Origin of the sequence: Methylobacterium phyllostachyos (assembly GCF_900103445.1) — a bacterium.
Lineage (GTDB): Bacteria > Pseudomonadota > Alphaproteobacteria > Rhizobiales > Beijerinckiaceae > Methylobacterium > Methylobacterium phyllostachyos.
Window position 1 is genome coordinate 42262 of record NZ_FNHS01000006.1, and the last position, 25231, is coordinate 67492.

Sequence of the window (25231 nt, forward strand, 5' to 3'; positions counted from 1 at the left end):
CATTGAGCGGCCGGGGTGGCGCGTGCTACCGGCCTCGCACGTATTCCGGACCGTGCCGAGGCCCCATGATCCCCCGCTACAGCCGCCCCGCTATGACGGCGATCTGGTCGCCCGAGACGCGTTTCCGGATCTGGTTCGAGATCGAAGCCCACGCCACCACTGCGCTGGCCCAGATCGGGGTCGTGCCGAAGGCCGCCGCCGAGACCGTCTGGGCCAAGGGTCGGGACGCCGTGTTCGACGTGGCCCGCATCGACGCGATCGAAGCCGTGACCAAGCACGACGTGATCGCATTCCTCACCCATCTCGCCGAGATCGTCGGGCCCGAGGCGCGGTTCGTCCACCAGGGCATGACTTCCTCGGACGTCCTCGACACCTGCCTCAACGTGCAACTCGTGCGCGCCGCCGACATCCTGATCGCCGATGTCGATGCCCTGCTCGACGCCCTGAAGGCCCGGGCCTTCGAGCACAAGCTCACCCCGACCATCGGCCGCTCGCACGGTATCCATGCCGAGCCGGTGACCTTCGGCCTGAAGCTCGCCCAGGCCCATGCCGAGTTCGCGCGCAACCGGCGCCGTCTGGTCGCGGCCCGGGAGGAGGTCGCAACCTGCGCGATCTCCGGCGCGGTCGGCACCTTTGCCAACATCGATCCGCGGGTCGAGGTCTATGTTGCCGAGAAGATGGGCCTGACGCCCGAGCCGGTCTCCACCCAGGTCATCCCGCGGGATCGCCACGCGCAGTTCTTCGCGACGCTCGGCGTCGTCGCCTCGTCGCTGGAACGTCTGGCCATCGAGATCCGTCACCTTCAGCGCACCGAGGTGCTGGAGGCGGAGGAGTTCTTCTCCGAGGGGCAGAAGGGCTCCTCGGCCATGCCGCACAAGCGCAACCCGGTGCTCACCGAGAACATCACGGGCCTCGCCCGCATGGTCCGCGGCTACGTCACGCCTGCCTTGGAGAATGTCGCCCTCTGGCATGAGCGCGATATCTCGCATTCCTCCGTGGAGCGGATGATCGGCCCCGACGCCACGGTCACCCTCGATTTCGCGCTCGCCCGCATGACCGGGGTCATCGAAAAGCTGCTGATCTACCCGGCCCATATGCAGAAGAACCTCGACCGGCTGGGCGGCCTCGTCCACTCGCAGCGGGTTCTCCTGGCGCTCACGCAGGCGGGTGTCTCGCGGGAGGATTCCTACCGACTCGTCCAGCGCAACGCGATGCCGGTCTGGCGCGGGGAGGGCGACTTCCTCGCCTTGCTGAAGGCGGACCCGGAGGTCACGGCGGCGCTTTCGCCGGAGCAGATCGAGGAGTGCTTCGATCTCGGCTATCACTTCAAGCACGTGGATACGATCTTTTCGCGGGTTTTCGGCGCGGCCTGACCGCACCGCACGATTCCTGCTTGATCGGCCATCACCACCAGGAAGGCTGCCCGTGACCGCTCCCCGCATCGTCTACCTCAACGGCGAATTCGTCCCCTTCGAGCAGGCCCGCGTGCCGATCATGGATCGCGGCTTCCTGTTCGCCGACGGGATCTACGAGGTCTCGGCGATCCTCGACGGCAAGCTCGTCGACAACGCCGCCCATCTCGCGCGGCTCGACCGGTCGCTCGGCGAGATCGGCATCCGCAACCCACACGACGCGGCGGGTTGGGAACGCCTCCAGACCGAGCTGGTCGCCCGCAACGGCGTCACCGAAGGCCTGGTCTACATGCAGGTGACCCGGGGCGTGGCCGAGCGGGATTTCGCCTTCCCGAAGGGCGACGTCGCCCCCACCGTGATGATGTTCACGCAGGCTAAGTCCGTGCTGGCGAACCCGCTGGCCGAGACGGGCGCGCGGATCATCACCGTCGAGGATCTGCGTTGGAAGCGTCGGGACATCAAGTCGGTGGCCCTGCTGGCCCAGGTGCTCGCCAAGCAGCAGGCGGCCGAGGCCGGGGTCGCGGAGGCCTGGATGGTCGAGGACGGCGCTGTGACCGAGGGGTCTTCGTCCACGGCCTTCATCGTCAGCCGGGAGCGCGTGCTGGTGACCCGGCCGCTCTCGACGGCGCTCCTGCCCGGCATCACCCGTGCCGCGGTGCTGCGCCTCGCCCAGGAGGCGGATCTGCGAATCGAGGAGCGCCTGATCCCGGTCGCCGAGGCCTACGAGGCCCAGGAGGCGTTCTACACCAGCGCGTCGGCCTTCGTGATGCCGGTGGTGGAGATCGACAACCGGACGATCGGCGAGGGGCGCCCCGGTCCGATCACCCGGCGCATGCGCGCGTTGTACATCGAGGCGGCCCGGCAGGGTTGAGGGACGACAGCGAAAGGACGCGGCGCTCGGCCCTGGTACAGGGCGGCGCGCGCGGCTGTTCGGGGGCGGGATCCCCTCATCCGGTACCGCTGCACGCGACGTGTCCGGGACATGAGTAGCGCCGGACGAATGCGCTTTTCCGGGCGGCTGCAGTGCCGGTGGAACGCGATCCGGACCCCCGCAACCGGGTGGGCCGCGACAGCACCTCCGTAAGATACCGAGGCGACGCCCAGCCTCGGGGCGCGAGACCCGCGCAGGAACGGATCCCGCCCCCGGCTGTTCCTCCCCGAAATCTTAGCCCAGAGGGGAGGCTGATCGTGCCAAGACTCGTTCTGCTCGCGACGTTGGCGGCGACTTTGCTGTCGGTACCCGCCTATGCCCAGAACCCCGACGCCCCGCTGAAAGGCCGCGATACCGATCCGGCCTTGCCTCCGGCGACTCAGATGCCGGCCGAGCGCGTCCGCCCGAATGCGGATGCCCCGCCGAAGGATCAATCCCTCAGCGACAAGCTCCAGCAGAACGACGGCGTCATCAAGCCGCCTGAGAATGGTACGACGGGAACCGTCGTGAAACCCGATCAGTCCGGTTCCATGCCGGTGATCAAGCCGAATGAACTGCCGGGGCGGGCGCCGGGAACAGAGGCAAAGTAGCCTGCTACCAGTGGGCGCCGGAGCCCCATGCGGGCGGATTGCTTGATTTCGCTGCCCGGATCGCGGAAACGGCTCACGACGTACGTCGCCTGCACCCGTGGGTGGCGTCGTCCCGGTTTCCGTCGCGGGTAAGCAGGCAGACATGGCCAACGTCGTCGTTGTGGGCGCCCAGTGGGGCGACGAGGGCAAGGGGAAGATTGTCGACTGGCTCTCCGAGCAGGCCGACATCGTGGTCCGGTTCCAGGGCGGGCACAATGCCGGCCACACGCTGGTCATCGACGGCGTCACCTACAAGCTGGCGCTGCTGCCGTCGGGCGTGGTGCGCGGCGGCAAGCTGTCGGTGATCGGCAACGGCGTCGTGGTCGATCCCTGGCACCTCGTCGATGAGATCGAACGGATCAAGGCGCAGGGCGTCGAGGTCTCGCCGGCCTCCCTGCGCATCGCCGATAACGCCACGCTGATCCTGCCGCTGCACCGCGAGCTCGACCATTTCCGTGAGACCGCCAACGCCGGCCTCAAGATCGGCACGACCAAGCGCGGCATCGGGCCGGCCTATGAGGACAAGGTCGGCCGCCGGGCGATCCGCGTGGTCGATCTTGCAGACCCCGACGCGCTGCCCGCCAAGATCGAGCGGGTGCTGACCCACCACAACGCCCTGCGCCGCGGCCTCGGGATCGACGAGGTGAACGCCGAGGCCCTGCTCGGCGAGCTGAAGGCGATCGCCCCGAAGATTCTGCCCTACGCCGACACCGTCTGGGCGCTGCTCGACGAGGAGCGCCGCGCCGGCAAGCGCATCCTGTTCGAGGGCGCGCAGGGCGCGCTGCTCGATGTCGATCACGGCACCTATCCGTTCGTCACCTCGTCCAACATCGTGGCCGCGCAGGCCGCGACGGGCTCGGGCCTCGGCCCGGGGGCGATCGGCTACGTGCTCGGCATCGCCAAGGCCTACACCACCCGGGTGGGGGAGGGGCCGTTCCCGACCGAACTGTTCGACGAGATCGGTGAGACCATCGGCAGCCGCGGCCGTGAATTCGGCGTCAACACCGGGCGCAAGCGCCGCTGCGGCTGGTTCGACGCCGTGCTGGTGCGCCAGACGGTGCGGACCTCCGGCATCCACGGGATCGCGCTGACGAAGCTCGACATCCTCGACGGGTTCGAGGAAATCCGCGTCTGCACGGGCTACCGGCTGGACGGGCAGACCATCGATCACCTGCCGGCGAGCCAAGCCGCGCAGGCGCGTGTGGAGCCCATCTACGAGGTGATCCCCGGATGGTCCGAGACCACGGCGGGCGCGCGGTCCTGGGCGGACCTGCCGGCTCAGGCGATCAAGTATGTCCGCCGGATCGAGGAACTGATCGGTGCGCCCGTGGCGCTGCTGTCGACCTCGCCCGAGCGCGACGACACGATCCTGATGCACAACCCGTTCGAGGACTGACGCGGCGCACGCTATCCCGTTGACGGCGCATCTTTTTGATCGTCCGGCCCGTATCCACGCAGCGCCGGCGTGATCTAAAACGGGCACGCGGCAGGACGCCCGTCCCAGGGACGGGGGCCGTCGATGGAACGACCAGCGTTCGGCCGTGGCTTCGCGCTGTGGGAGCACGACATCACCGGCCGGTGGCCGCGCCCGGTTCTGCGAGAACGGGCACGGGCATCGGCTCCCAGCCACCGACCGGCGTCGTCGGAGGGCGGCTGTAGGGGCGGATCAGGGGCACATGGCCGATTACTACCCGCTTCTGGCACGCGCGCTCGACGCGCTGCCGGATCGAACCCCCGCCCTGCGCAAGGCGGTCTATGACCGCGCGCGCAACGCCCTGATCAGCCAGCTCCGCTCGCTCGACCCGCCCCTGTCCGAAGCCGATATCGATCTCGAGCGTCGGGCCCTCGATGCGGCGATCGAGCGTCTCGAAGTGGATCATGGCGGACTTCCGGCCCCCGCGAACGACGCGGCGCAGGCGCCGGAGCCCGCCCCACAGCCGATCGCGGAGCCCGCGGTTCCGGAGCCGCTGCCGCCCGGCCCGGCAGGCGCCGAGCCCGCGCTTCCAGCCGCCAACCCGCCCTTCGTGGCGGCGGTCCGTTCGCCGGAGGCGGAGGCGGAGCCCCGCGAGGCGCCGATCGCCATCGCGCCGCCGCGCCCCGGCGCGACCCAGCCCGCCCCGCCCGAGCCGAGCGTGCTGGCCCCCGCGCTGCCTCCGGCTGAGGATCCCGAACTCGCCGCGGGCGATGTCGCCGCCGGCCGCCAGCGCCCGCGCATCGATGTGGTGCCGCCGCATACCGGTCGCTCGCGGGTGTTGCGCAACGCCTTCGTCGGCGGCGTCCTCGCGGTGGTGATCGCTGCGATCGCCGTGGCGGCCTTCCTGCTGCGCGACCGGCCCCAGATCCTTCCGTCGAACGGCGTCGATACGGCGGAGACGCGACAACCCGAAGGCGAGGCAAAGTTCGGCGACCGCGTCGGTGGCGATGCGGCATCCGCTCCGCGTGCCGACAGTGGTACCTCGATGCGCGCGGCAGCACCCGCGAATGAATCGACGGTCTCGGTCGCCCAGCGGGCTGAGCTGATCGAGGAGGTCGGGGGAGGCGAGAACGCGCAGCCGACCTTGTTGCAGGGCCGGGTCACGTGGCGGCTCGATACGGTGAACGGCGAGCAGGGACAGCCCCTCCAGACCGCGGTCGTGGCCACTGTCACCATTCCGGAGGCGAACCTCACGCTGGTGATGACGATTCAACGCAATCTCGATACGACCTTGCCGGCGTCGCACACCGTGAATCTGGCGTTCACCCAGACCGGTGACGGAGGCCGCACGATCCAGGATGTCGGCCTGCTGCAGGCCAAGGACGATCAGAACGCCCGCGGCTCGCCGGTTTCGGGTCTTCCGGTCCGTGTCCGCGACAACCTCTTCCTCATCGGCTTGTCGTCGCTCCCGAACGATATCGAGCGCAACACGGATCTGCTGCTCCACAAGAACTGGTTCGATCTGGCCCTGCGCTACACGTCGGGCCGTCGTGCCGTCCTGACCTTCGAGAAGGGCGCAACGGGCGCGCAGGTGATGCAGAACGCGTTCGACGCCTGGCAGTAACCGTCAGCCCCGGCAAGGCGCACGCGCTGCGCCTGCCGGAACCGTCCCTTCGTCCCGAGGGCCGAACTTGCCCGTCGGGACGATGCGCCGGCGTCAATGGGCTTCGATGCCCGCCCGGGGCGCTTCGCTTCTCGCGATGTTGCGCTTGACCGCTTCCTGCACCTTCTCGAAGGCCCGGACCTCGATCTGCCGCACGCGCTCGCGCGAGACACCGAACTCACCCGAGAGATCCTCCAGGGTGATCGGATCCTCCGCAAGCCGCCGCGCCTCGAAGATCCGGCGCTCGCGCGGGTTCAGAACGCCCAGGGCATCGCGGAGCGCTGAGAGACGGTTCTGCCCCTCCTGCTCGCGGGCCAGCACGGTCTCCTGGCTCGGCGAATTATCCACCAACCAGTCCTGCCACTCGCCTTCGCCTTCCTCGCGCAGGGGCGCGTTGAGCGACGTATCGCCGGACAGGCGGCGATTCATGTCGATCACGTCCTGCTCCGGCACGCCGAGGCGGGTGGCGATCTGCTTGACCTGATCCGGCTTGAGGTCGCCCTCGTCGAGGGCCGAGATCTTGCCCTTGGCCTTGCGCAGGTTGAAGAATAGCTTCTTCTGGTTCGCCGTGGTGCCCATCTTCACCAGCGACCAGGAGCGCAGGATGTATTCCTGGATCGCGGCCTTGATCCACCACATGGCATAGGTGGCGAGCCGGAAGCCCTTGTCGGGATCGAAGCGCTTGACCGCTTGCATCAGGCCGACATTGCCCTCGGACACCACCTCGCCGATCGGCAGGCCATAACCGCGGTAGCCCATGGCGATCTTCGCCACGAGGCGCAGGTGCGACGTCACCAGCCGATGCGCGGCCTCACGGTCGCCGGCGTCCCGCCAGGCTTTCGCCAGCGTGAACTCCTCCGTCGGCTCCAGCATCGGGAACTTACGAATCTCATCGAGGTAGCGCGAAAGCCCACCTTCGTTGGCGAGCACGGGCAGCGTACCGGCCATGGCAATCTCCTGGACCTAGTCCCCCTATCGGGCGGACGCGACGGGCAAAAGTGCCGTCCACTCGGGCCGCTCTTGAGCCGACCCTTCCGACAACCCATCTCACAGGGGTCGCCGGGAGCCGGTCGCGGTTGAGGACACCTACGTCGTCAACAACGCGCAACCGGCCGGTTGGGTCGTACCATGGCACGAAGTGACGCGGTACGGGGTGATTTTTCGCACGCTCGCGCGGACCGGTTACAGCCCGCGTCCCTCGGCCATGCCGGCGCGCAAATGCGTGACGAGCGTGGCCAGATCGACCGGCAACGGGCTCTCGAACCGTAGCGTCTTCCCCGTGCGGGGATGGCTGAACCCGAGCAGGGTGGCGTGGAGGGCCTGCCGCCCGAGGCTCGTCAGGGCCTCTCGTGCCTCCGGCGGAAGGCGGGCGGCCTTGGTCCGGAACGCGCCGCCATAAACCGGATCGCCGAGGAGCGGATGGCCCAAATGAGCCAGGTGCACGCGGATCTGATGCGTGCGCCCCGTCTCCAGCTCGCAGCGGACCAGCGCGGCCTCCGGGTAAACCTCGCTGACGGCGTAATGGGTGACCGCATGTCGGCCGGACTCGTCGGAGACCACAGCGATCTTCTCACGATGGAAGCGGGAGCGGGCGAGGTTCGCGCGGATCGTGCCGGCGCGGGGCTGGGGCAGGCCCCAGACCAAGGCTGCGTAGGCGCGCTCCAGCGGCCCGGTGCGCCCGTGATCGGCGAATTGGGCGGTGAGGCCTTGGTGGGTGGCATCGTTCTTGGCCACGACGATCAGGCCGCTCGTATCCTTGTCGAGGCGGTGAACGATGCCGGGACGGCGTACGCCGCCAATTCCCGACAGGCTCGCCCCGCAGTGGGCGATCAGGGCGTTGACCAGGGTCCCGCTCTCATGACCGGGCGCCGGGTGCACCACCAAGCCGGCCGGCTTGTCGATGACGATTAGGTCGCCATCCTCGTAGACGATCGGCAGGTCGGCCGCCTCCGCGACTGGCACCGCCGGCTCCGGCGGGGGCAGCGACAGGATGATGCGGCTCCCGGCTGCGACCTTCAGGGCTGGGTCGCGCAGCGTCGTGCCGTCCCGGTTCACGTGCCCTGTGCGGATGAGATCCTGCAATCGGGCCCGGGACAGGTCCGGAAAGAGCGCCACAAGGGCGCGGTCGAGCCGCAGGCCGCCCTCGGCGACGATTCCGGCGCGTTCCTCGTTCTCGCTGTCCACCACGCTTCCGATCCGCTGCCCAATCCGATCCGCCGACACGATTTCCCGCGGAAGGCCCTTGCTCCCCCGGCGGGTCGTGGCTATAGCACCCCCGCGCCGCCGGAAAGCTCCCATCGTCTAGCGGTCTAGGACGTCGCCCTCTCACGGCGAAAACAGGGGTTCGATTCCCCTTGGGAGCGCCACCGGCGCATTTTCCTCAATCCGATCAAGGTCTCGCCAGGCATAGGACGCAACGTCCATCTTGGGGCGGACCACGCAGCTTCGGAGAAGCGCCCTTGAGCTTTATCAGGGCGCACCGTGCATCCCAGTCGCCGGTCGTACGACGCGCAGTTTTGCCGATACGTCGTGGAGCCCGCCGACCCGCAGGTGCAAGAGCCTGAGGCAGGCCCGGTCTCGCCAACGGGCGGTACCGATCGGGCGTCGAGTGCGCTGCTCCCCGTCGCGCAACGCAAAGAGATCAACCCCGATCGGTTCAAACCGCAGGCAGGATTGGGCTACGGAAAATCGGATTGCCGCCCTCATCGGCGCGGACCGACGCGGACCAGAGTGTCTGCAGAGCCGCCCCCGGGGGCTGCCGTAAGGGGCGGATGGCGACGTCGCCGGTACCGTCGGTATGACCGGGCATGAGCGCGACTGCGACCATGGCATTTCATCCGCGCCAGGATACGCGCGGCCCTGGCGATCCTCGGCCCGCCGCCGGCGTTGCTGTTCCGTTTGCCGGGAGCTTCGGAGCCGTGCGTTGCACCCTACGCTTGGTGTGGGCGATCACCGGGAAGATCAGCCCCTCTCGCGGACGCCCCGCGGTTCGGGCTGCCAGGGCGCCGTGTACGATGCGATGCCCGCGGCCTGACCGATATAAGACGCCACTCCTCCCCGTGTCGCGCGCCAAGCCACGAGGGACCGTACGCGGTCTTGGCCTGTCGCAGCGACGGTCAGGCCAACGCTGCGGGTTGACCCCGTCGATGTAACGGGCTTTTCGATCGGAAAAAGTCCTACCCTTGAAGCGGTTCTGCCTAGCGCGACTGCTCCACCGCGTTCGGCCGCTAATCGATCAGCTCATCAACCTTGGCCATCAGCGCCGGTGCGATCGTCAAACCCAGGGCAGAGGCGGTCGTGAGGTTGATCACGGTGAGGAACCGCTCGGCAGCCTGAACCGGCAGATCGCTGGCCGATGCGCCGCGCAGGATCCTGTCGATGTAGCCGGCCGCCCGTTGGACATCTTGCACGATGCTGGTCGTGTAAGCGGCCAAACCGCCGAGACGCACCTGCGCCTCGTACGCGTAGACGGCGGGCAGACGATGTGTCGAGGCCAGCGCGATGATCTGTGGGCCATACACCCCCGTCACCGCGTCCGGCAGTACGAGCAGCCCGCCCTGTGATTCCTTGGCGAAGGCGGTGACCGCCGTGTCGATCTCGGCCATATCGTGAATGCCGGCGATCCGGGCCTCGATGCCGATCTCCGGGCCGATCCGGGCGAGTTCGGCTGTGTAGCCGGCAAGGCGCGCGGGATAGTCCGGGTTGATCAGGGCGAGCGCCCGGACGACGTTCGGGCTGAGCTCCTTGAGGAGCTGAAGCCATTTCCCGACGAAGGTGAAGTCGAAGTTCGTGAAGCCGGTGAGGTTGCCGCCCGGATGCGACAGGCTCGTCACGAAGCCTGCGCCCACCGGATCCTGCAGCATCATGAACACGACCGGTGTGACCTTCGTCGCCTGCTGCAGCACGTTTGCGCCGACGATACCCTGCGCGAGGACGATATCGGGCTTTCGCGCGAGCATGGCGTCCGTCTGACGGCGCATCTTCTCGGTGTCGCCATCGCCGTACTGCAGATCGACCGCGAGGTTCTGACCCCAATCCCACCCGGCCCGGTGAAGGCTCGCTCGCAACGTCTCGACGATCAAGGGCGTGTCGGGATGCGCCTCGCCATAGACCAGAAGGATCGCGAGCCGGCGCTGTCCCTTGGTCTGGGCCCAGCCGGCCGCCGGCCAAACCGCAGCGCTGCCCAAGCCCGCCATGACATCGCGCCGTCTCATGCGCCGCACTCCCGCCTACGATGATACCGAACCCGCCTGGACGGATGAGATCTGCCCGGGGCGGATTTGCGCTGTCATGAGATGACGGCCGGCCTTCGTCAAAGCCCGTCAGACCGTCCCTTGCCTCCGGAGATCCCCCGGTCGCCAAGAACGGCCAGTGAGCGTGGTCTACATTGCCGGATCGCGTGATCTCATCCCGCCCGGAGCCGTTGCCGATCACGTTGCCATCGGGGCGGTTCCAAGCCTTCGTTTCGACCCGCGCTGCGCCGAGCCGGCGTCCCCATCGGCGGAAGCGCTCTCAGCCGGGGCCGGGTGGGGCGTCAGCGGACCTCGATCCGCGTACCGCTCGATCCGTTGAGGAGGCGCTTCAGATGGAACGCCGCCACACCATCATCGGGCCGCAGCCCTACCAGGGCGGCGAAGGCCGGCAGGGCACTCGCCTCACCGGCTTCGAGTTTCTTGAAGGCATCCCCATACTGGCTCAACGCGACATCGTCGTACGTCGCAACGGTCAAGGGCTCGAACGCCCGCAGCGATTCCTGCTTGCCCCGCAGGAGCAGATCGCCGAGGGGCCGGCCCCGGAAGGCCCCGGCCCGGACCACCGCGGTCTCGCTGACGCAGATCCGTGTCCCGAATGCCTTGTTGGCGTTCTCAAGCCGGGCCGCGGTGTTGATGGTGTCGCCGTAGGCCGTGTAGTCGAAGTAGCGGCCACCGCCGAAGTTGCCCACGATGGCGGGACCGGCATGCACGCCGATCCGCGTCACTCCGAACTCGATGCCGCGAACGCGCCAACGCGTCCGGAAATCCTCGGCGGCCTGGTCCAGGGCCAGCGCGCATGCGACCGCCCGGGCGGCATGGTCCGGCTGATCCCCAGGCGCCCCGAACAGGACGTGGAGTGCGTCGCCGACGATCTTGGCGACCGTTCCTTCGTGCGCGAAGACGATATCCGTCATCTCGGCGAGGTACCCGTTCAGGATCTCGGCAAGGAGCGCCGGATCGAGGCTCTCGACGAGGCTGGTGAAACCCGCGATGTCGGTGAAGAGGGTAGCCAGATCGCGCCGATGTCCGCCGAGTTCCAGCCCCGACGCATCCCCGGCCAGGCGCTCCGCAACGTTCGGCGAGAAATAGCGCGCCAGCGAGGCGTGGGCGCGTTCGGCCATCGATTGCCGCCGCCGACCCTCGCGCAGGGCCTCGACATGCCGCAGGGTCCGGTCGATCGTCGTCTCGAGGTCGGCGAAGTCGATCGGCTTCATCAGGAAGTCGAAAGCGCCGCGGTTCATCGCGGTGCGGATATTCGCCATGTCCCCGTAGGCGGACACGATGATGGTCGACGGCCGGTCGGCGAGGTCCTGCAGCTTGGCGAGCAGGGTGAGGCCATCCATGCGCGGCATGTTGATGTCGGACAACACCATGTCGATGTCGTGATGTACGGAGAGGCTGTCGAGCGCCTCCTGCCCGTCATGCGCGAACAGGAACGTCACCACGCCCTGGCGGATCTGACGGCGGAATTTCTGTGTGATCAAGGCCTCGAGATCCGGTTCGTCATCGACGACCAGGATCTTGGCGCTGGGCAGAGTCTCGCTCATTCCGTCCCCGCGCGCAGGGAGAGGCGCCGGTCGATTTCGGCGCGCAGGGCGGCAAAGTCGATGGGCTTGGTGATCAGGCCGACCGCGCCAGCCGCCTCGGCGCGCTCCCGGGTCTCGGTATCACCATAGGCGGTGATGACGATCACCGGCACTTCAGGCCGCGCCGTACGCACGAGCGGCAGCAACTCCAACCCGGTCATCCCGGGCATGTTGATGTCGGAGAACATCAAGACCAAGTTCGGCCCGTGTGTGTCTTGGATGCGGTCCAATGCTTCCGCAGCCGAATGGGCGAACGCCATCTCGAACCGGTGCGCGCGCAGTTCGCGGCGGAACTGCTGCCGGAACAACTCGGCGATGTCGGGTTCGTCATCGACGACGAGGATCAGGACGTTCATCATGGGCTCTTCGGGTCATTCGCCGGGCTGCCCGCCGTGGCGGACTCGGCCGTCGCCGCGCCCGCGCGCGGCAGCGTGATCGTGAATTCGGTGAACTCGCCTGGTTCCGTGGCGACATCGACCGATCCGCCATGCTGTTTCACCAGGATGTCGTGGCTCAGGGACAGCCCGAGGCCCGTTCCCTCGCCGGCGGGCTTGGTGGTGAAGAACGGGTCGAACATCTTCGCCTTGACGCTGTCCGGGATACCCGTGCCGTTGTCCCGCACCCGGATCTCGATCCGGTCGCCCCGGTCGCGGGTCGCCACCGCCAAGGTCGGCGCATAGCCCAGCTCACCTCCCTCGACCTTCTTCTCTGTGGCGTAGAACCCATTGGACATCAGGTTCAGCAGAACGCGCGTGATCTCCTGGGGAAATATGTCGGCAACGCCGGCGGCCGGGTCGAAGTCGCGCTCCAGGGTCACGTTGAAGGTGGGTTTGGCCGCACGAGCGCCGTGGTAGGCTAGATTCAGGCTCTCCTCGACGAGCGCGTTGACGTCGACGGGGCGGTGCTCGCCGGATCCGGTGCGCGAGTGCAGCAACATGTTCTTGACGATCGAGTCGGCCCGCTTACCGTGCTGGACGACCCTATCGAGGTTGCTTTTAAGAAGTTCGGCGGTTTCCTCCGCATCCGCGCGGGTGTTCGGATCGAGGGATGCCTGTTTCAGCACCTCGATGAGCTCATCGACCAGTTCCTTCGAGAGGGATGCGAAATTGTTGACAAAGTTCAAGGGATTCTTGATCTCGTGGGCAATCCCCGCCGTGAGCTGACCCAGCGAGGCGAGCTTCTCGGATTGCACGAGACGGCTTTGCGCCTTCTGAAGATCGTCGAGCGATCTGTTGAGATCGCGGGTCCGTTCCTCGACCTTGGCCTCCAGGGTCTCGTACGATTCCTGAATCCGGCCGGCCATCAGGTTGAACCGATGCGCGAGCGTCTCGATCTCATCACCGGTGCGGATCACGATGCGCTCCGACAGGTCTCCCGCACCGAACCGCTCAGCCCCATCCTGAAGCTGGCGGATCGGCACGACCATGCGCCGTGCCAGGAAGGTACCCGCCACCGAGGCGAGCAGCACGCCGAGGCCCATCAGCGCGACGGTCTGGATCACCGACTCGATGAGCGGATCCATCGCTTCCCGCAGGGGAAGTTGCACGAAGACGATCCACCCGACCCGGGGGATGGCGGCATGGGCCGCCAGGACAAGGCCGCCGCCGAGACCGGTCGTGATCTCGTAATCCTGCGCGCTGCCATTCCCCGGCAGGGCCGCCGCGACTTCGGGCAGGCCAGATAGATCCGTGTCGCGCAGGACGAGGCTGAGATCCGGGTGAGCGATCAGGCGCCCGGTGGAGGTCGTCACGAAGGCGTAGCCCGTCTCCCCGTTGCGAATGCTGCTGACTACGTCCCAGATCAACTTCAGGTTGACTTCCGCGACCGTCACCCCGGGGTCACGGCCGGCATGCGCGACCGCCACGGTCATGTATGGCTCGGAGCCACGCCGGAAGTAGACCGGGCCGAACCAGACCTTGTCTTTCAGCGCTTCTGTGAAGCGCGGCGACGTCGAGAAATCCTTCCCGCTGGCGATGACGTCCGGTTCCAGCCGCGAGACGCGCAGCTGTTCCCGTCCGCTCGGATCGATATAGGCCGCTTCGGTGATGGCGGGCGCCTGACGCATCAGGCGGATGAAGTCGTAGCGCTGCTGGTCCGGGGGGACGCGGCGCCACTCGGCCCGAGTCGTCCAGCCGATCTGGTTCCCAATCTCGGAGACGAAGGCTTCGACGCGCTCGGCGGCGCCCTGTGCTTTCTCGCGCTGCACCGTAATGGCGTTGAGCTTGGCCTCCTGAAAGTTCAGCGACAGGTCGACTGCGCCATTGATCAGCAACACGAGGCTCACCAAGCCGACGAAGGCGACCGCGAACTTCCCCGAGAGGGGCAAGCGAAACGGCTTGCGGGCGGAAGGCCCGGGCGCGTCCAACGGGGGAGACGCCGTCATTCGACGACCTCGTCCGCCTGCGCGAGGAGGGCGGACGATATGTCGTAGCCCAGGCTGCGTGCGGCGTTGAGATTGATGATGAGGTCGTATTTCGTTGGAGCCTGAATCGGTAGGCTCCCCGGATCGGCGCCGCGGAGGATACGGTCGACGTAGACGGCCGCCCGACGGACGAGTTCGTCCGGGTTGGGCCCATACGACATCAGGCCGCCCCGGCGGGCGAACCGCCGAATCGCGAAGAGGGTCGGTATCCGCGCGGCGGCGGTCATCGCGACGATGCGATCCCCCTGCGCTTCGCTCAAGGTGCCGGGCGCTACGATGAGGCCCGCATTCCCGCACTGCGCGAGATCTGCGACGATCGGATCGATGTCGGCGGCTTTGTCGGCCATCACGACGGCGGGTTCGATGGAAAGGGCGGCGGCGGTCCCCAAGAACGCCTCCGCGTAGAGGTGCCCGTCACGGGTCGCCGCGCTCGGAGTCAGCAGGAGGGTGGCCCACTTGATCGCCGGGACGGCCTCCTGGAGAGCCGCCAGCCACTTACCGCCCAGGGACGATTCGTACAGGGTGAAGCCCGTGACATGGCCGCCCGGTCGACTGAGGTTCTCGATCAGACCGAAGCCGGCCGGATCGGAGGCCCCGACGAAGACGAGCGGGATCGTGTGGGACAGCGCCGTCACCGCGCGGAGCTGCGCGTTGAGATACGTGAAGATCACCTGCGGCTGAGAACGAATCGCCTCGACAGCCAGCGCTCGCGTGCGCGCACCATCGGCTCCCCCCCAGCGATGCTGGATCAGGACTTCCCTCTGACCGCGGTCGAGCAGAGCTGCGTTGAATCCTGCCGACAGCGCTTGGCCCTCCGCGTCGTTCTCACCGAATGGCCAGAGCGCCACCACGCGGGCCTGGGGTTGGGCCCGGGCCGCCAGCGGGTGCCCCGCGAGGAGGAAGGGCAACCCGGCTATGACGGTTCTCCGCTTCATCCGATCCCCGACCCTGAGCTGCCCCGTCGCCCGGTCCCTGGGACCGGACGGACCGCGCACAGCGCGAACCAAATGCCCGGGACGTAGCTTAGTTTAGGCTCAGCCTTAAGACCACGCCGGGATCGGCGGATATCTCTTAAAACGAGAGCCGCATTCCACCCACGATGTTACGTGGCGCACCTGCAAACACCGAACCGGTCGTGCTCGCCAGGACAGCTGCGTTGTTCTGGGCACCCGTCGTGGCGTTCATCGAATTGGCGAGAGTCTGAGCTGAGCCGACGTATGTGGTATCGAATACGTTGCGGACCTCAAGATAGACGCTGAGACGTTTGGCGTATCCGGCAGTCAAATCGGTGGCATAGTGGATATTGGCATTGACGACGACGTATCCGGGCGCCTTCAACTGGTTGGCGTTGTCGAGGTAGAAATCTCCCTGGGCCACGGTCTCCACGAAGGCCCCTAGACCCGCGAGCGGGCCGGCCGGCACATCGTAGCCGATCCGCGCTAGGAGCTGGTGAGCCGGGACTCCAGGGATGTGGTTGCCCGCGCGGTCGAACCGTCGCGTCAGGCTGCCGGCGCTCAGCTGCTCGGAGTAGCGGGTGTAAATTTGGTCATCGAGGCCATAGGCCAAGGTGCCGCGCCAGCCCGGCGCGAAGGCCCAATCGGCACCGACCTCGATGCCGCGATGCTCGGAGGCGGGCGCGTTGAAGGTATAGGATTGCAGGCCGGCTCCGGGCGATTGCGAGACCAGCTCGTTGCGGAAGAATTCGTAGAAGCCGGTGACGGAGAGGCGCAGGGTCTCGGTCGGCGTCCAGTCGAGCCCGAGATCGAAGCCGAGGTTTTCCTGGGTCTGGAGCTGAGTGTTGTTGCCCGGGAGGCCGGCCGGCGTGACGAACAGGTTCGAGGCTGCCGGAGTCGCGTATCCGGTCGCGACCCGCCCGCGTAGCGCCCAGGTCTCGTCCGGCCGATAGACCAGCGCCAGCTCGGGGGCGACGTTGAGGAAGGACCTGTCGGCATCCGCCACGGTCCGGGTCGCACCGCGCGCCGCGTAGCTGTAGGCGAGATTGCGGCCGGTGATGGTGGTGTTCTCGGCGCTGAAGCCGAGGACGCCTGTCCATCGGTCTGACAGAGCGAGTTCGAGCCGCGCCCGACCGCCGAGGTTCGATTGCACCGCCGCCTGATCGCCGATCAGGGCTCCGAGCCGCGGGCCGCCATAGGGTGCGAGATTGTAGGTGGTGGTGTGCGAATCGAGGGCGCTGTACGCAAGCGCCACGTAGCCCGTCGCCGGCAGCCCGAACAGATCGCCCCGCTGCGTCACATCGGTGAGGACATTCACGGACGGAAACGAGCCCCTGTAGGCGTTCGTGAAGACGGGCTGGTTGAAGTTGCGCTCGTCGAAGCCAAGCTGCGTGCGCCATGTGGTGAAGGCGTCGAGATCGTGTTCCCAACGCGCCGCCACGACCGTCCGCCGGTCGTTGCGGCCGAATCCGCCCTCGTCGGCGGTGACCGGCACGGTGGCCCCGAAGGCGCCGTTCCGGAACAGGTTGAAGGTCGTGCAGCCCGGCGCCGCGATGGCCGCCGCAGCGCAGCCCCGCTGGTACGGGTTGACCCGGTACTGCGCCAGCGATGATCGGGACGGAATGTTGGCGTCGAGGGTGTTGTTGATCACCTTCAAGGTGAAGCGGTTGTCCGGTGTCGGGGTATAGCTGGCCAGCAGGTTGAGGGTCTGTGTGTCGTAGCTCGCGTGGTCCTGGTAGCCGTTGGCGCGCACATCGCTCGCGAACAAGCTGATCTCGAACGGACCGCTGACGCCGCCGACCGTAAAAAAGTTGCTGAGATAGCCGAAGCTGCCGGCATCGACTCCGATCTCGTAGCCGTCGATCTCCCGGCCGGTCCGGGTGCGGAATGCGATGGCGCCGCCGGTGGCATAATTGCCGAACAGGGGCGATTGCGGCCCGCGGAACACGTCGATCCGGCTGTAGGCGTGCGGGTCGGTGAGGTCGAAGCGCGAGGCGCCGTCCGGCTGAGTGAGGATGAAGCCGTCCTCCAGCACAACGGTGTTCTTGATCACCCCGGTGGAGCGGGCGTTGTTGCCGCGGATCGAGATGATCACGTCGCGGCCGCCATTGCCCTGTCGCACGCTGACGCCCGGGCTGTTGACCAGCACGGAGCCGATACTGGTCGCCGGCCTATCGGCGATGGTGTTGGCGCGGCCGATGGCGGTCACGACCTCGCCGACCGGGTGCTCGATGACCGCGGAGGCCGAGCCGGGCGGTGCTGCCACGCCGAAGGCGGAGAGCGTGGTTCCCCCGGGGGCGGCCTCACCTTCGACGGAGAGCTCCTCCAGCGTCACAGAGGTTTCCCCCAGCGCGGGGACGGGGCTGCCGGCCAGCAGCAAGGCGAGGGTGCCGCGGCGCAGGGCGGTCGGATCGATGGACATGGCGTAGACTCGTCTGATCGGTGGCATTTTGGCCGGCGGGGCGGCCGCGCGTGGTTGGGGACGCGATCAGGCGCTGAGGGGTGGTGCCCGCGGACGGGCGGCAATGCGGTTTGCGCGCGCGAAGCCAGCCGGCGGCGGGATCGGCCACGCGACGACGTGCCAGCGGAGGCTGCGCGCGAGTTCCGGCGCCAGCGGCACCTGGGGCAGCGCGAGGCCGGCACGGCAGAGCTGGCACAGGGCGCAGCCTAGCGCGGCGGGCGCGGATTGCGCGTCCGAAGCGTCGGTCGCGACGCGATCCGGCGCGTGCCCGCACAGGACCGCGCCGGACAGGCCCTCGGGCCCGGCCAGCATCGTCCGCAGCGCACCAACCGGCGCCAGCACCTGGACCCAGAGGGCGAGCGCGATCAGCGCGGCGCCGAAGAGACCCGTTGGCCGGCGGGCGGACCCGAACGTAAGCGGTGCCATGGGCATCGAGCCCGTCGGTCCGGCTTCAGGGTCCCACCCGTCGTCGCAGGCGTTGCGCGGCGAGGTCGAGCCCGAGCATGCCCAGGATCGCGAGACCGGTCAGCGGGAATAGGGCACCGAGGAGGCAGATCAGGACGGTGACCGTGATGGCGGTGTGCCGGTCCCGCGGCCAGGGCGGGACCCCAAGCCCGCCCGCGGGACGCCGCTTCCACCACATGGTGCCGGCGGTGACGGCGAACAGAATCGTGCCGAGGCAGAAGGCCAGCATGGCGAGCTGGTTCACACGGCCCCAATGCTCGCCCTTGTGGATGCCGATTCCGTATTGGATGGCTTGGCCGACCGGGCCAAGATCGGCCAAGCGCACATCGAGCAGCGGCGCGCCGGTGTATTGATCGAGGGCGATCACCCGTTGCCGCGTGACGTCGCGGGGGTAGACCGCGGCGGCGTAGACCCCCTCAGCCCCGACCGGCAGTGACAGTTCGTAGCCTCGGGGCATCCCGCTTTGCGCCAGGATCGCGGCGGCACGGTCGATCCCGATTGTCTCCGCCGCGGCGGCCGGCTCGGAGCGGGGGACCGGGGCATCCTGCAGCGCCCAGCCCGGATCGGAGAGCCGGTCGCGCAGCGGGATGGTCGAGACCGGGCGGTGCGCCCAGAGGGCGGCGGGCTGGCCGAGTCCGGCGGCGTTCGACCAAGCGCGCAGCTGTTGGCCCCACCAGATCGACCAGGGCAGACCGGTGAGTGCCAGGAAGAACAGTCCAGCCCCCGCCAGGAGGCCGGTGACGGCGTGGAGGTCGCGCCACCAGACCCGGCGCCGGGGCGTCCCGCGCAGGCTGATCACGCCGCCATTCTGGCCGCGCGGCCACCAAAGGTACGCGCCGGTCAGAACAAGGATGATGGCAAAGCCCGCCACCACCTCGATCAGCGCGTTCGCCAGGGGGCCGAGATAGGCGAGGCTGTGCAGCCCGCGGATGACGACCATGAACTCCTGGTCCCGGCGCAGGCGGTCCAGCACGTCGCCGGTATAGGGGTCGAGGTAGACGAGAATCCTTTCCTCGCCCTCGGCCATGGTGACCGTGGCGGATGTCTCGGGCGTCGCCGGATCGGTGTAGGCCACCGGCGTTCCGTTCGGCACGGCCTGCCCGGCGTTGAAGATCAGGCGATCCGGCCCCAGGGGCGGCGTCACCTGAATGGGCACGCGTGTGCGGTAGGCGAACAGGCTGCCGTTGATCTCGTCCTTGAACAGGTAGATCGATCCTGTCACCGAAAGGGTGATCAGGAACGGCAGGCACAGGAGGCCCGCGTAGAAGTGCCACCGCCACACGGCCCGATAGATGGCCGCGGTGGACGCGCGCAGCGCGCCGGCCGCCCGGTTGGCGGGGGCGCTGCCGGTAAGAAGAACTGACATCGAACGGGTCCGGTGCTGAACGATCGAGAACGGGATCGTCAGGCGCCGGGCGGCCCTCGGGCGGTGCTGGGGCGCGGCGGCGGGCCGGTCCTCAGGATCTCAGCTTCTGGCCGCCAGACGAGGCGCGCCGCCGCGGGGGCGGGCAGGGGCACGCCGGTCCAGGCCGTGTCCGACTGCGTCAGGGCAACGGCCTGCACGAGCGTGCAGCAGGCGTGCACATGGACGGGCACGGCTGGCGTATCGGGCTCACCCGCCACATGGTCCGCACAGAGCACGGTCTCAGGGCTTGGCAGCAGGCGCGCGGGCGCAGCAAAACCCAGGAAGGCTTGGAGCAGCAGCGCGTAGAGCGCGATCACACCCATGATCGCGCGGCCTTCGACCATCCGGGGCAGGCGCCTGCGCATCCGGCGATCTAGGCGGCGGTGTCGCCGCCCGTCAATGCGCCGGCGACATGCAGACCGTCCCGATACGCGTTTCTCTGCGTGATCGGCGGCTGGTGGGTGGGGGCAAGCGCCGGCCTCGCGGCGCAACTCCCTGCGGACGGTGCTGCACAACAGTCTCGGTCGCTCGGCACCCGCGAGGACAGCGCGAGTCCCCGCTGTGCGGAGACGGCGGCGGCCGTGGCGCTCACAGGACCGATCACCGATCCGCGCACGCTCCACACGTCCGATCCGCAGAACCCCCGAGTTCGTCCGATCCGCGCCGCGCAGATCGTGACAGATGTCCGCGGCGCGGCAGCCACGGCCCTGATCACGTGCGGTGTCTATGTGATCGGCTTGAACGGGCCCTGGCTCAAGCCGGAGGCCACGGGACGACACTTGCCCAGGTCCGTTGCGCGAACCGAGGGCCGGGCAGGAGACGACCGATTCCTCCGAGGGGATGTTCCGTCTGCCGCTGTCAAACCGTGGTGAATGCGTGCCCGGCCGGGCGGCGTGTTCGCCTACCTTGGCGAGCGGTCATAAGAGGCCGGATTTTCGGTGGCTGGGGGACCTGGATTCGAACCAGGACTAGAGGAGTCAGAGTCCACCGTTCTACCGTTAAACTATCCCCCAATCGGCCAGAGGCCGGATCCTCCCGTCTCGTCGACGGCTCGGACCAGCCGCGCTGCTGTCAGCGGCGTCAGGCGTGGGCGGTGAGATAGGCGGATTGAACTCTCAGGTCAACCGATTGTTCGCCGGTTGACGCGGTTACGGCCGCGGCCGTAACCGTGGGGTCGCGGATGCCGTCGGGAAGGGTGGCCGAGTGGTTTAAGGCAGCGGTCTTGAAAACCGCCGTGGGGGCAACTCCACCGTGGGTTCGAATCCCACCCCTTCCGCCAGCATCCCGCTTAGGTTCGCACGCCACGGGGGGCTGCGATCAGGCCCCACAACCGGGTGCTCGTGGCTTTTCGGGCCTAGGTGCCGCGCGAAAACGGTTCGCCCGTCCGCATGCTTCCTGCGCGGGCTCCTGGGGCCGTATCACATGCCCGGGTCCGTACTGGACCGGCCGGTTCTAGCACCGGACTCGGCAGCGCCAGTCCGCGATGTCGAATGGCAGCGATAGGGTGGCGCCTCACGCGCCGTGTCGACGCTGACGTACCCTCGGCGCGGGCGATGGGCTTTCCCTGCGGCGAACCGCGTTTCGAAGTGCCGCAACCATGAGCCCGGTCTGCGATTCGAGCGAACGCTGGCTGCGGTCATACCGGGTTGCTCGCCAAGCCAGCAGGAACCCCGCAAGGGCCGCCGACAGGCTCGCCGCAAGTGGGGAGAGCGTCAGCGCAAGAAGAGCTCCGTACGGAATCAGGATGATGGCGCTGATGATCCCTGTGCCGATCGCGACCGTCAACAGAACGATCATTGGAACCTCACTTCTACGGACGATAACCACTTAAGCGGGGTCGCCGTGTCTTCCTATGGGTGCTTGGTTAATCCATTGGCAAATCTCGTTCAATGAATGCGAAGATCGAGTAACGACTCGGTGCTGAGCCAGGGCGACGATCCCGTCGGCGGCCCTGCCGCCGCGCGTTCGACCAAGATTGTCGGCGTCCTGAGATGCCCGGTGGGGACGCTCGTCGGACTCGACGAGATCCAAAATATGGGCATGAGCCGCGCGTTGATTCGCGTATGCGGTATGCACCGCGATCTTCGAACGCGTCAGCGTCTGCTTGAGCTCGTGCGGACGAACGTGGGTAACCCCGCAGCCGTTCGGAGGGCTGCCGAGTAACGATCCGGCCGCCTGATCTCAGTTGCCGCCGAAGCGCGCGACGGAAGGCCCGCGCGGGCGTTTGAGCGCCCTCGACCGTAAGAACGGACTCGTCTGAACGATGCCGGTCCCGCGGAATCAACACCTGCGCTGCGCTTCGGACAAGGGCCGCCTGGGGGACGGAGGTCAGCAGGCGGCCCTCGAAGCCGCTACGATTCCGCGCCGCTGACTTACCGTGAGAATCCAAAAAAAGAGGCCGGCCGGGACGAATCCCGACCGGCCTCGCCGCGTATCAGATCCGGCTTAGCGCAGGAGCTGCAACACGCCCTGCTGGGCGGAGTTGGCCAGTGACAGGGCCGAGATGCCCATCGACTGACGGGTCGACAGCGCCTGCGAGTTGGCCGCTTCCTGGTTCAGGTCGGCGTTGGTGAGGTTCGCAGAACCGGTCTGCAGCACGTTGATGAGCTGCTTCGAAAAGTCCTGACGATTCTGCACCACCGAGAGGTTCGAGCCGAGGGTGCTCGCCGCCGAATTGAGTGCGTTGCCCGCGCCGGTCAGTGCCGTCAGCGTGCTGTTCACGTCGGAATTGAGCAGGAAGTTGCCCAGACCGTTCGCGCTGGCCGTGCTGTTCGAACCCGTGATCGCGCTCAGACCCAGGCCGCTGGCGGTGGCGTCCACCGAGGCGACATCCAGCTTGGAGCTGCCGGTGTCGTTGAACTTGACGGTCAGGTTGTTGCCCGTACCGGCGATGAGGTTCACACCATTGTAGCTCGCGTCGCTGGCAAGCTGAGAGATCTGGTTCAGAAGGTTGTTGTACTGAGTAGCCAGCGACTTACGCTGCGAAACACCGGAGACGGCGAGGTCGCTGCTGACGACCGACGTGCCGGCCGAGCCATAGTTCGACTGCTGCGTCGACGAAGACGCGAAGCCAAGCTTCGTCTCATCGGCCGCCGTGTTGAACTCGACGTCCGCCTGCGCATTCAGGACGATCTTCGTACCGGTGCTGTCGAGGGAGAAGATGGCGCCGGCACCGAACGATCCAGCCGAGGTCGTGCTCGCCGAGGAGACGGCCGCGTTGAGCGCCGAAACCGTCGCGGTGATGCTGCTGGACACCGCGGCGGAAACCGACGTGCCGTTGACGAAGAAGGTCACGTTGCCGGTCGAGGCCGTGCTGTACGCGTTCGTCGCAGTTCCGGCGGTCGAGAGCTGGGTCGAGAGCGCTTGGTTGGCGATCGACTTGGCCTGATCGACGAGTTTCTGGATCGAGGTGATGCCCTGGTTGGCCGCCTGAATCGCCTGCACGCCGTTCGACACGCCATCGAGCAAGGTGTTCAGGGACGACGAGCGGGAGTCGAGGGCCTGCGAGGTGAAGAAGTTCGTCGGGTTGTCGAGCGCTGAGTTGACCGTCTTGCCCGTCGCAAGACGGTTCTGCGTCGTCGCCATCAGGCTTGCGGTGTCCTGCAGCGAAAGCAGGTTCTGACGCGTGGCGGCCGACAGGGTGATCGAGGACATGATCTTATATCTTTCTGATTTGTGCCACCCGTTTCTCGGGTACGGCAGTAATCGCGCCGCAGAAGTTTCCCGGTGGTTAAGGCGGTACGCTTTTCCCGAGTATGCGTCCAGATCCTTAATTGATCATTGCTGCTGAAATCTAAATGATCGCGGTTTCCGATGATGTTGAGGATCTATTAACCATCTGGCGACATGACGGTCTGAGCTGTCTGGCATCTGTGAAGCCTGTTTGGAGGCGATCCAACGGGCCCCGATGTACGAAGGCATCACCGCATTCCGTTTGGAGCTCGACCGTGATCGTTGAAGCGCCTGTCGAGGTTAGCCCCCCGCCCCATCGCGCGCCGGACACGTTCCCGCACGTCGCGGTGGCAATCCCATGCGGGACGATGGTCCATGCGGATTTTGCCGTCAGCCTCGGCTCGATGATGCACGCGCTGGGCGAGATGCCGATGTCGATCGTCGTCGGGAAATCCTCGATCGTTGCGGATGCACGCAACATGGGCCTGGATTTCGCACAGAAGCACAAGGCGGATTACATACTGTTCATCGACAGCGATATGACATTCCCGCGTGATGCACTGCTGAAACTCCTGGTCCGTAACGTCGATATCATTGGAGCGACATACTCCCGGCGCACCGCGCCGTTTCACTTCCTAGGCGATATTCTGCCCGAGCAGCCAGCCGACGCTCCGAAGGGATTGCTCGAGATGGCACGTATTCCCACGGGGTTCCTGTTGGTCAAAGCTACAGTCTTCGAGCAGCTCCGGCGTCCCTATTTCCGTTTCCGGGTTGATGAGGAAGCCGGTGTCAACATCGGCGAGGATTATGATTTCAGCGACCGGGTCCGCGGATTAGGCTTCCGGATCTGGTGTGACCCGCTCCTCAGCAAGGAAATCGGGCATATTGGTGAGCAATCGTTCAAGCTCTGACCGGTACTTCAAGAGTTAACAAGAGACATCTTGTGCGGATGTTGGCCGATCCTGGACTGTCATCGGACAGATTTCGGACATAGGGTTCAGGGACATCATTGACCTCAGTTCAGTGATCCGCAGGGACGGGAAAGGCTTTCGACTCGGCTGCTTGTGGGTGTCTCCAATCCATGCGAGATCCCAACGCCGAGGAGCGCCGGTGCTGAATCGTCGATGCTGGTCAGCGGAGTCGCGTGCTGAGGTTTTGAGACAGTGAAGATCGCCATCATTACACCGTCGCGACTGCATCGTTCGACACTTGTTGGGAACGCGGGCGAATATTTTCTGGAACACGCGATCCAAAGCATCAAAGCGCAGCAGATCGAGCTTAAGCACACGGTTCATTTCTTCGTCGGCGTTGACGCAGACATCGAACTCCCCAAACACCTTGCAGATCGCGCGGATCTCACATTCGTGCGCAGTGACCGGAAGGGGCAAATTCCGGCGCTCAATGCGGCCCTGCGGGCGGTGGATGCGAGTTGGGACTATGTCGGGTTTCTCGAGGACGACGACCGTTGGCTGCCACAGTATCTCGACGTAGCCCTTCGCGCCCTCGAAGACTTTGACTTCGTTTCTTCTACACAGCTTGAGGTTGATCAAGCACTCCAGGTCGTGCGCATCAACGATTTCCCGACACCGTCCGGGTGGCTCATGCGGCGCCGCACCTTCGTGCAGGTTGGTGAGATCAGCCCGGCGTCCAAATGGCACTACGACAACGAATGGCTGGGCCGTCTGTCCCGGTCCGGATTGCGGCGCGGCCACCTCGTCGAGGCGACCGCCCCGTGGACTCTGCAGGATGCATTCCAGGTCCGGCCTTGGTTGGCCAATGTCCTACGTTTCGGTGGACCCAACGTGCATCTCGTGCGCCACAACTTCGTTCTGCCCCTCGTGAGCCGATTGGTCCATCCGGGGTCCGGCACGACGCATGTCGGCCAGGGCGGAACCGCGAAGCAGGAAAGCGAGGCCGAATACCAGCGCCTCATCGATCAGTACGGCCATATCCCCTGGTGAGGCA

At 66.9% G+C, this 25231-nt stretch carries 20 protein-coding genes and 3 tRNA genes; 9 read left to right on the forward strand and 14 right to left on the reverse strand.

The window, feature by feature from the left end:
- Positions 1-65 precede the first annotated feature (65 nt).
- The 5 genes from purB (at position 66) to BLQ49_RS10905 (ending at position 6010) form a co-directional block, all read left to right on the forward strand.
- The gene (gene purB, locus BLQ49_RS10885; RefSeq protein WP_091715767.1) at positions 66-1373 is read left to right on the forward strand and encodes an adenylosuccinate lyase; all 1308 of its coding nucleotides are present in this window, start codon (positions 66-68) and stop codon (positions 1371-1373) included.
- A 52-nt stretch (positions 1374-1425) separates the two neighbouring features.
- Positions 1426-2283, forward strand: coding sequence for a D-amino-acid transaminase (locus BLQ49_RS10890; protein ID WP_091715769.1), 858 nt, complete (start codon positions 1426-1428; stop codon positions 2281-2283).
- A gap of 317 nt (positions 2284-2600) precedes the next feature.
- Entirely contained in the window at positions 2601-2933 is a 333-nt protein-coding gene (locus BLQ49_RS10895) for a hypothetical protein (RefSeq protein ID WP_091715770.1), read from the forward strand.
- A 142-nt stretch (positions 2934-3075) separates the two neighbouring features.
- Complete coding sequence (locus BLQ49_RS10900) at positions 3076-4368, forward strand: adenylosuccinate synthase (protein WP_091715772.1); 1293 nt, start codon at positions 3076-3078, stop codon at positions 4366-4368.
- Positions 4369-4648: 280 nt separating this feature from the next.
- Positions 4649-6010, forward strand: coding sequence for a serine/threonine-protein kinase (locus BLQ49_RS10905; RefSeq protein ID WP_091715773.1), 1362 nt, complete (start codon positions 4649-4651; stop codon positions 6008-6010).
- Positions 6011-6103: 93 nt separating this feature from the next.
- Here the strand turns inward: BLQ49_RS10905 and rpoH are convergent, their stop codons facing one another.
- The gene (gene rpoH, locus BLQ49_RS10910) at positions 6104-6997 is read right to left on the reverse strand and encodes an RNA polymerase sigma factor RpoH (RefSeq protein ID WP_091715774.1); all 894 of its coding nucleotides are present in this window, start codon (positions 6995-6997) and stop codon (positions 6104-6106) included.
- 234 nt (positions 6998-7231) lie between these two features.
- Complete coding sequence (locus BLQ49_RS10915; RefSeq protein ID WP_244507542.1) at positions 7232-8236, reverse strand: RluA family pseudouridine synthase; 1005 nt, start codon at positions 8234-8236, stop codon at positions 7232-7234.
- Positions 8237-8339: 103 nt separating this feature from the next.
- Between BLQ49_RS10915 and BLQ49_RS10920 the strand changes: the two genes are divergently transcribed.
- Positions 8340-8415: transfer RNA gene (locus BLQ49_RS10920), tRNA-Glu, on the forward strand.
- A gap of 861 nt (positions 8416-9276) precedes the next feature.
- Here BLQ49_RS10920 and BLQ49_RS10925 read toward each other — a convergent pair.
- The 10 genes from BLQ49_RS10925 to BLQ49_RS10970 all read right to left on the reverse strand — a co-directional run bounded on the left by BLQ49_RS10925 (position 9277) and on the right by BLQ49_RS10970 (position 20607).
- Entirely contained in the window at positions 9277-10263 is a 987-nt protein-coding gene (locus BLQ49_RS10925) for an ABC transporter substrate-binding protein (RefSeq protein ID WP_091715777.1), read from the reverse strand.
- A 320-nt stretch (positions 10264-10583) separates the two neighbouring features.
- The gene (locus tag BLQ49_RS10930; RefSeq protein WP_091715779.1) at positions 10584-11849 is read right to left on the reverse strand and encodes an adenylate/guanylate cyclase domain-containing protein; all 1266 of its coding nucleotides are present in this window, start codon (positions 11847-11849) and stop codon (positions 10584-10586) included.
- Complete coding sequence (locus BLQ49_RS10935; RefSeq protein WP_091716183.1) at positions 11846-12244, reverse strand: response regulator; 399 nt, start codon at positions 12242-12244, stop codon at positions 11846-11848. Before BLQ49_RS10935 ends, BLQ49_RS10930 begins: the two co-directional genes overlap by 4 nt.
- Positions 12244-14271 (reverse strand): sensor histidine kinase, encoded by a 2028-nt coding sequence (locus BLQ49_RS10940; RefSeq protein WP_091715781.1) that lies wholly within the window; start codon positions 14269-14271, stop codon positions 12244-12246. Before BLQ49_RS10940 ends, BLQ49_RS10935 begins: the two co-directional genes overlap by 1 nt.
- Positions 14268-15245, reverse strand: a complete 978-nt coding sequence (locus BLQ49_RS10945) for an ABC transporter substrate-binding protein (RefSeq protein WP_091715783.1) — start codon at positions 15243-15245, stop codon at positions 14268-14270. The genes BLQ49_RS10940 and BLQ49_RS10945 overlap by 4 nt, the downstream gene beginning before the upstream one ends.
- 136 nt (positions 15246-15381) lie before the next feature.
- Positions 15382-17685: a TonB-dependent receptor family protein gene (locus BLQ49_RS10950; RefSeq protein ID WP_091715785.1), complete on the reverse strand. Its 2304-nt coding sequence runs from the start codon at positions 17683-17685 to the stop codon at positions 15382-15384.
- A 66-nt stretch (positions 17686-17751) separates the two neighbouring features.
- Positions 17752-18150: a DUF2946 family protein gene (locus BLQ49_RS10955; protein ID WP_091715787.1), complete on the reverse strand. Its 399-nt coding sequence runs from the start codon at positions 18148-18150 to the stop codon at positions 17752-17754.
- Positions 18151-18175: 25 nt separating this feature from the next.
- Positions 18176-19555: a PepSY-associated TM helix domain-containing protein gene (locus tag BLQ49_RS10960; protein ID WP_091715789.1), complete on the reverse strand. Its 1380-nt coding sequence runs from the start codon at positions 19553-19555 to the stop codon at positions 18176-18178.
- A 38-nt stretch (positions 19556-19593) separates the two neighbouring features.
- Positions 19594-19959 carry a hypothetical protein gene (locus BLQ49_RS10965; protein ID WP_091715791.1) on the reverse strand — a complete coding sequence of 122 codons (366 nt, stop codon included), beginning with the start codon at positions 19957-19959 and terminating at the stop codon, positions 19594-19596.
- Between the two features lie 574 nt (positions 19960-20533).
- Positions 20534-20607, reverse strand: a tRNA-Gln gene (locus tag BLQ49_RS10970).
- A 176-nt stretch (positions 20608-20783) separates the two neighbouring features.
- On the opposite strand from BLQ49_RS10970, the gene BLQ49_RS10975 reads away from it, so the two are divergent.
- Positions 20784-20873 (forward strand) — tRNA-Ser (locus BLQ49_RS10975).
- Between the two features lie 233 nt (positions 20874-21106).
- Here BLQ49_RS10975 and BLQ49_RS28955 read toward each other — a convergent pair.
- Together BLQ49_RS28955 and BLQ49_RS10980 are read right to left on the reverse strand one after the other, a co-directional pair.
- Positions 21107-21391 carry a hypothetical protein gene (locus BLQ49_RS28955; protein ID WP_143012247.1) on the reverse strand — a complete coding sequence of 95 codons (285 nt, stop codon included), beginning with the start codon at positions 21389-21391 and terminating at the stop codon, positions 21107-21109.
- 648 nt (positions 21392-22039) lie between these two features.
- Complete coding sequence (locus tag BLQ49_RS10980) at positions 22040-23248, reverse strand: flagellin N-terminal helical domain-containing protein (protein ID WP_091715793.1); 1209 nt, start codon at positions 23246-23248, stop codon at positions 22040-22042.
- 293 nt (positions 23249-23541) lie between these two features.
- Here BLQ49_RS10980 and BLQ49_RS10985 point away from each other — a divergent pair, with 293 nt between their 5' ends.
- Together BLQ49_RS10985 and BLQ49_RS10990 are read left to right on the forward strand one after the other, a co-directional pair.
- The gene (locus BLQ49_RS10985; RefSeq protein WP_244507543.1) at positions 23542-24177 is read left to right on the forward strand and encodes a glycosyltransferase family 2 protein; all 636 of its coding nucleotides are present in this window, start codon (positions 23542-23544) and stop codon (positions 24175-24177) included.
- Positions 24178-24429: 252 nt separating this feature from the next.
- A complete protein-coding gene (locus BLQ49_RS10990; protein WP_091715796.1) occupies positions 24430-25227 on the forward strand; it encodes a glycosyltransferase family A protein in 798 nt (265 codons plus the stop codon).
- The last annotated feature ends 4 nt before the right edge of the window (positions 25228-25231 follow it).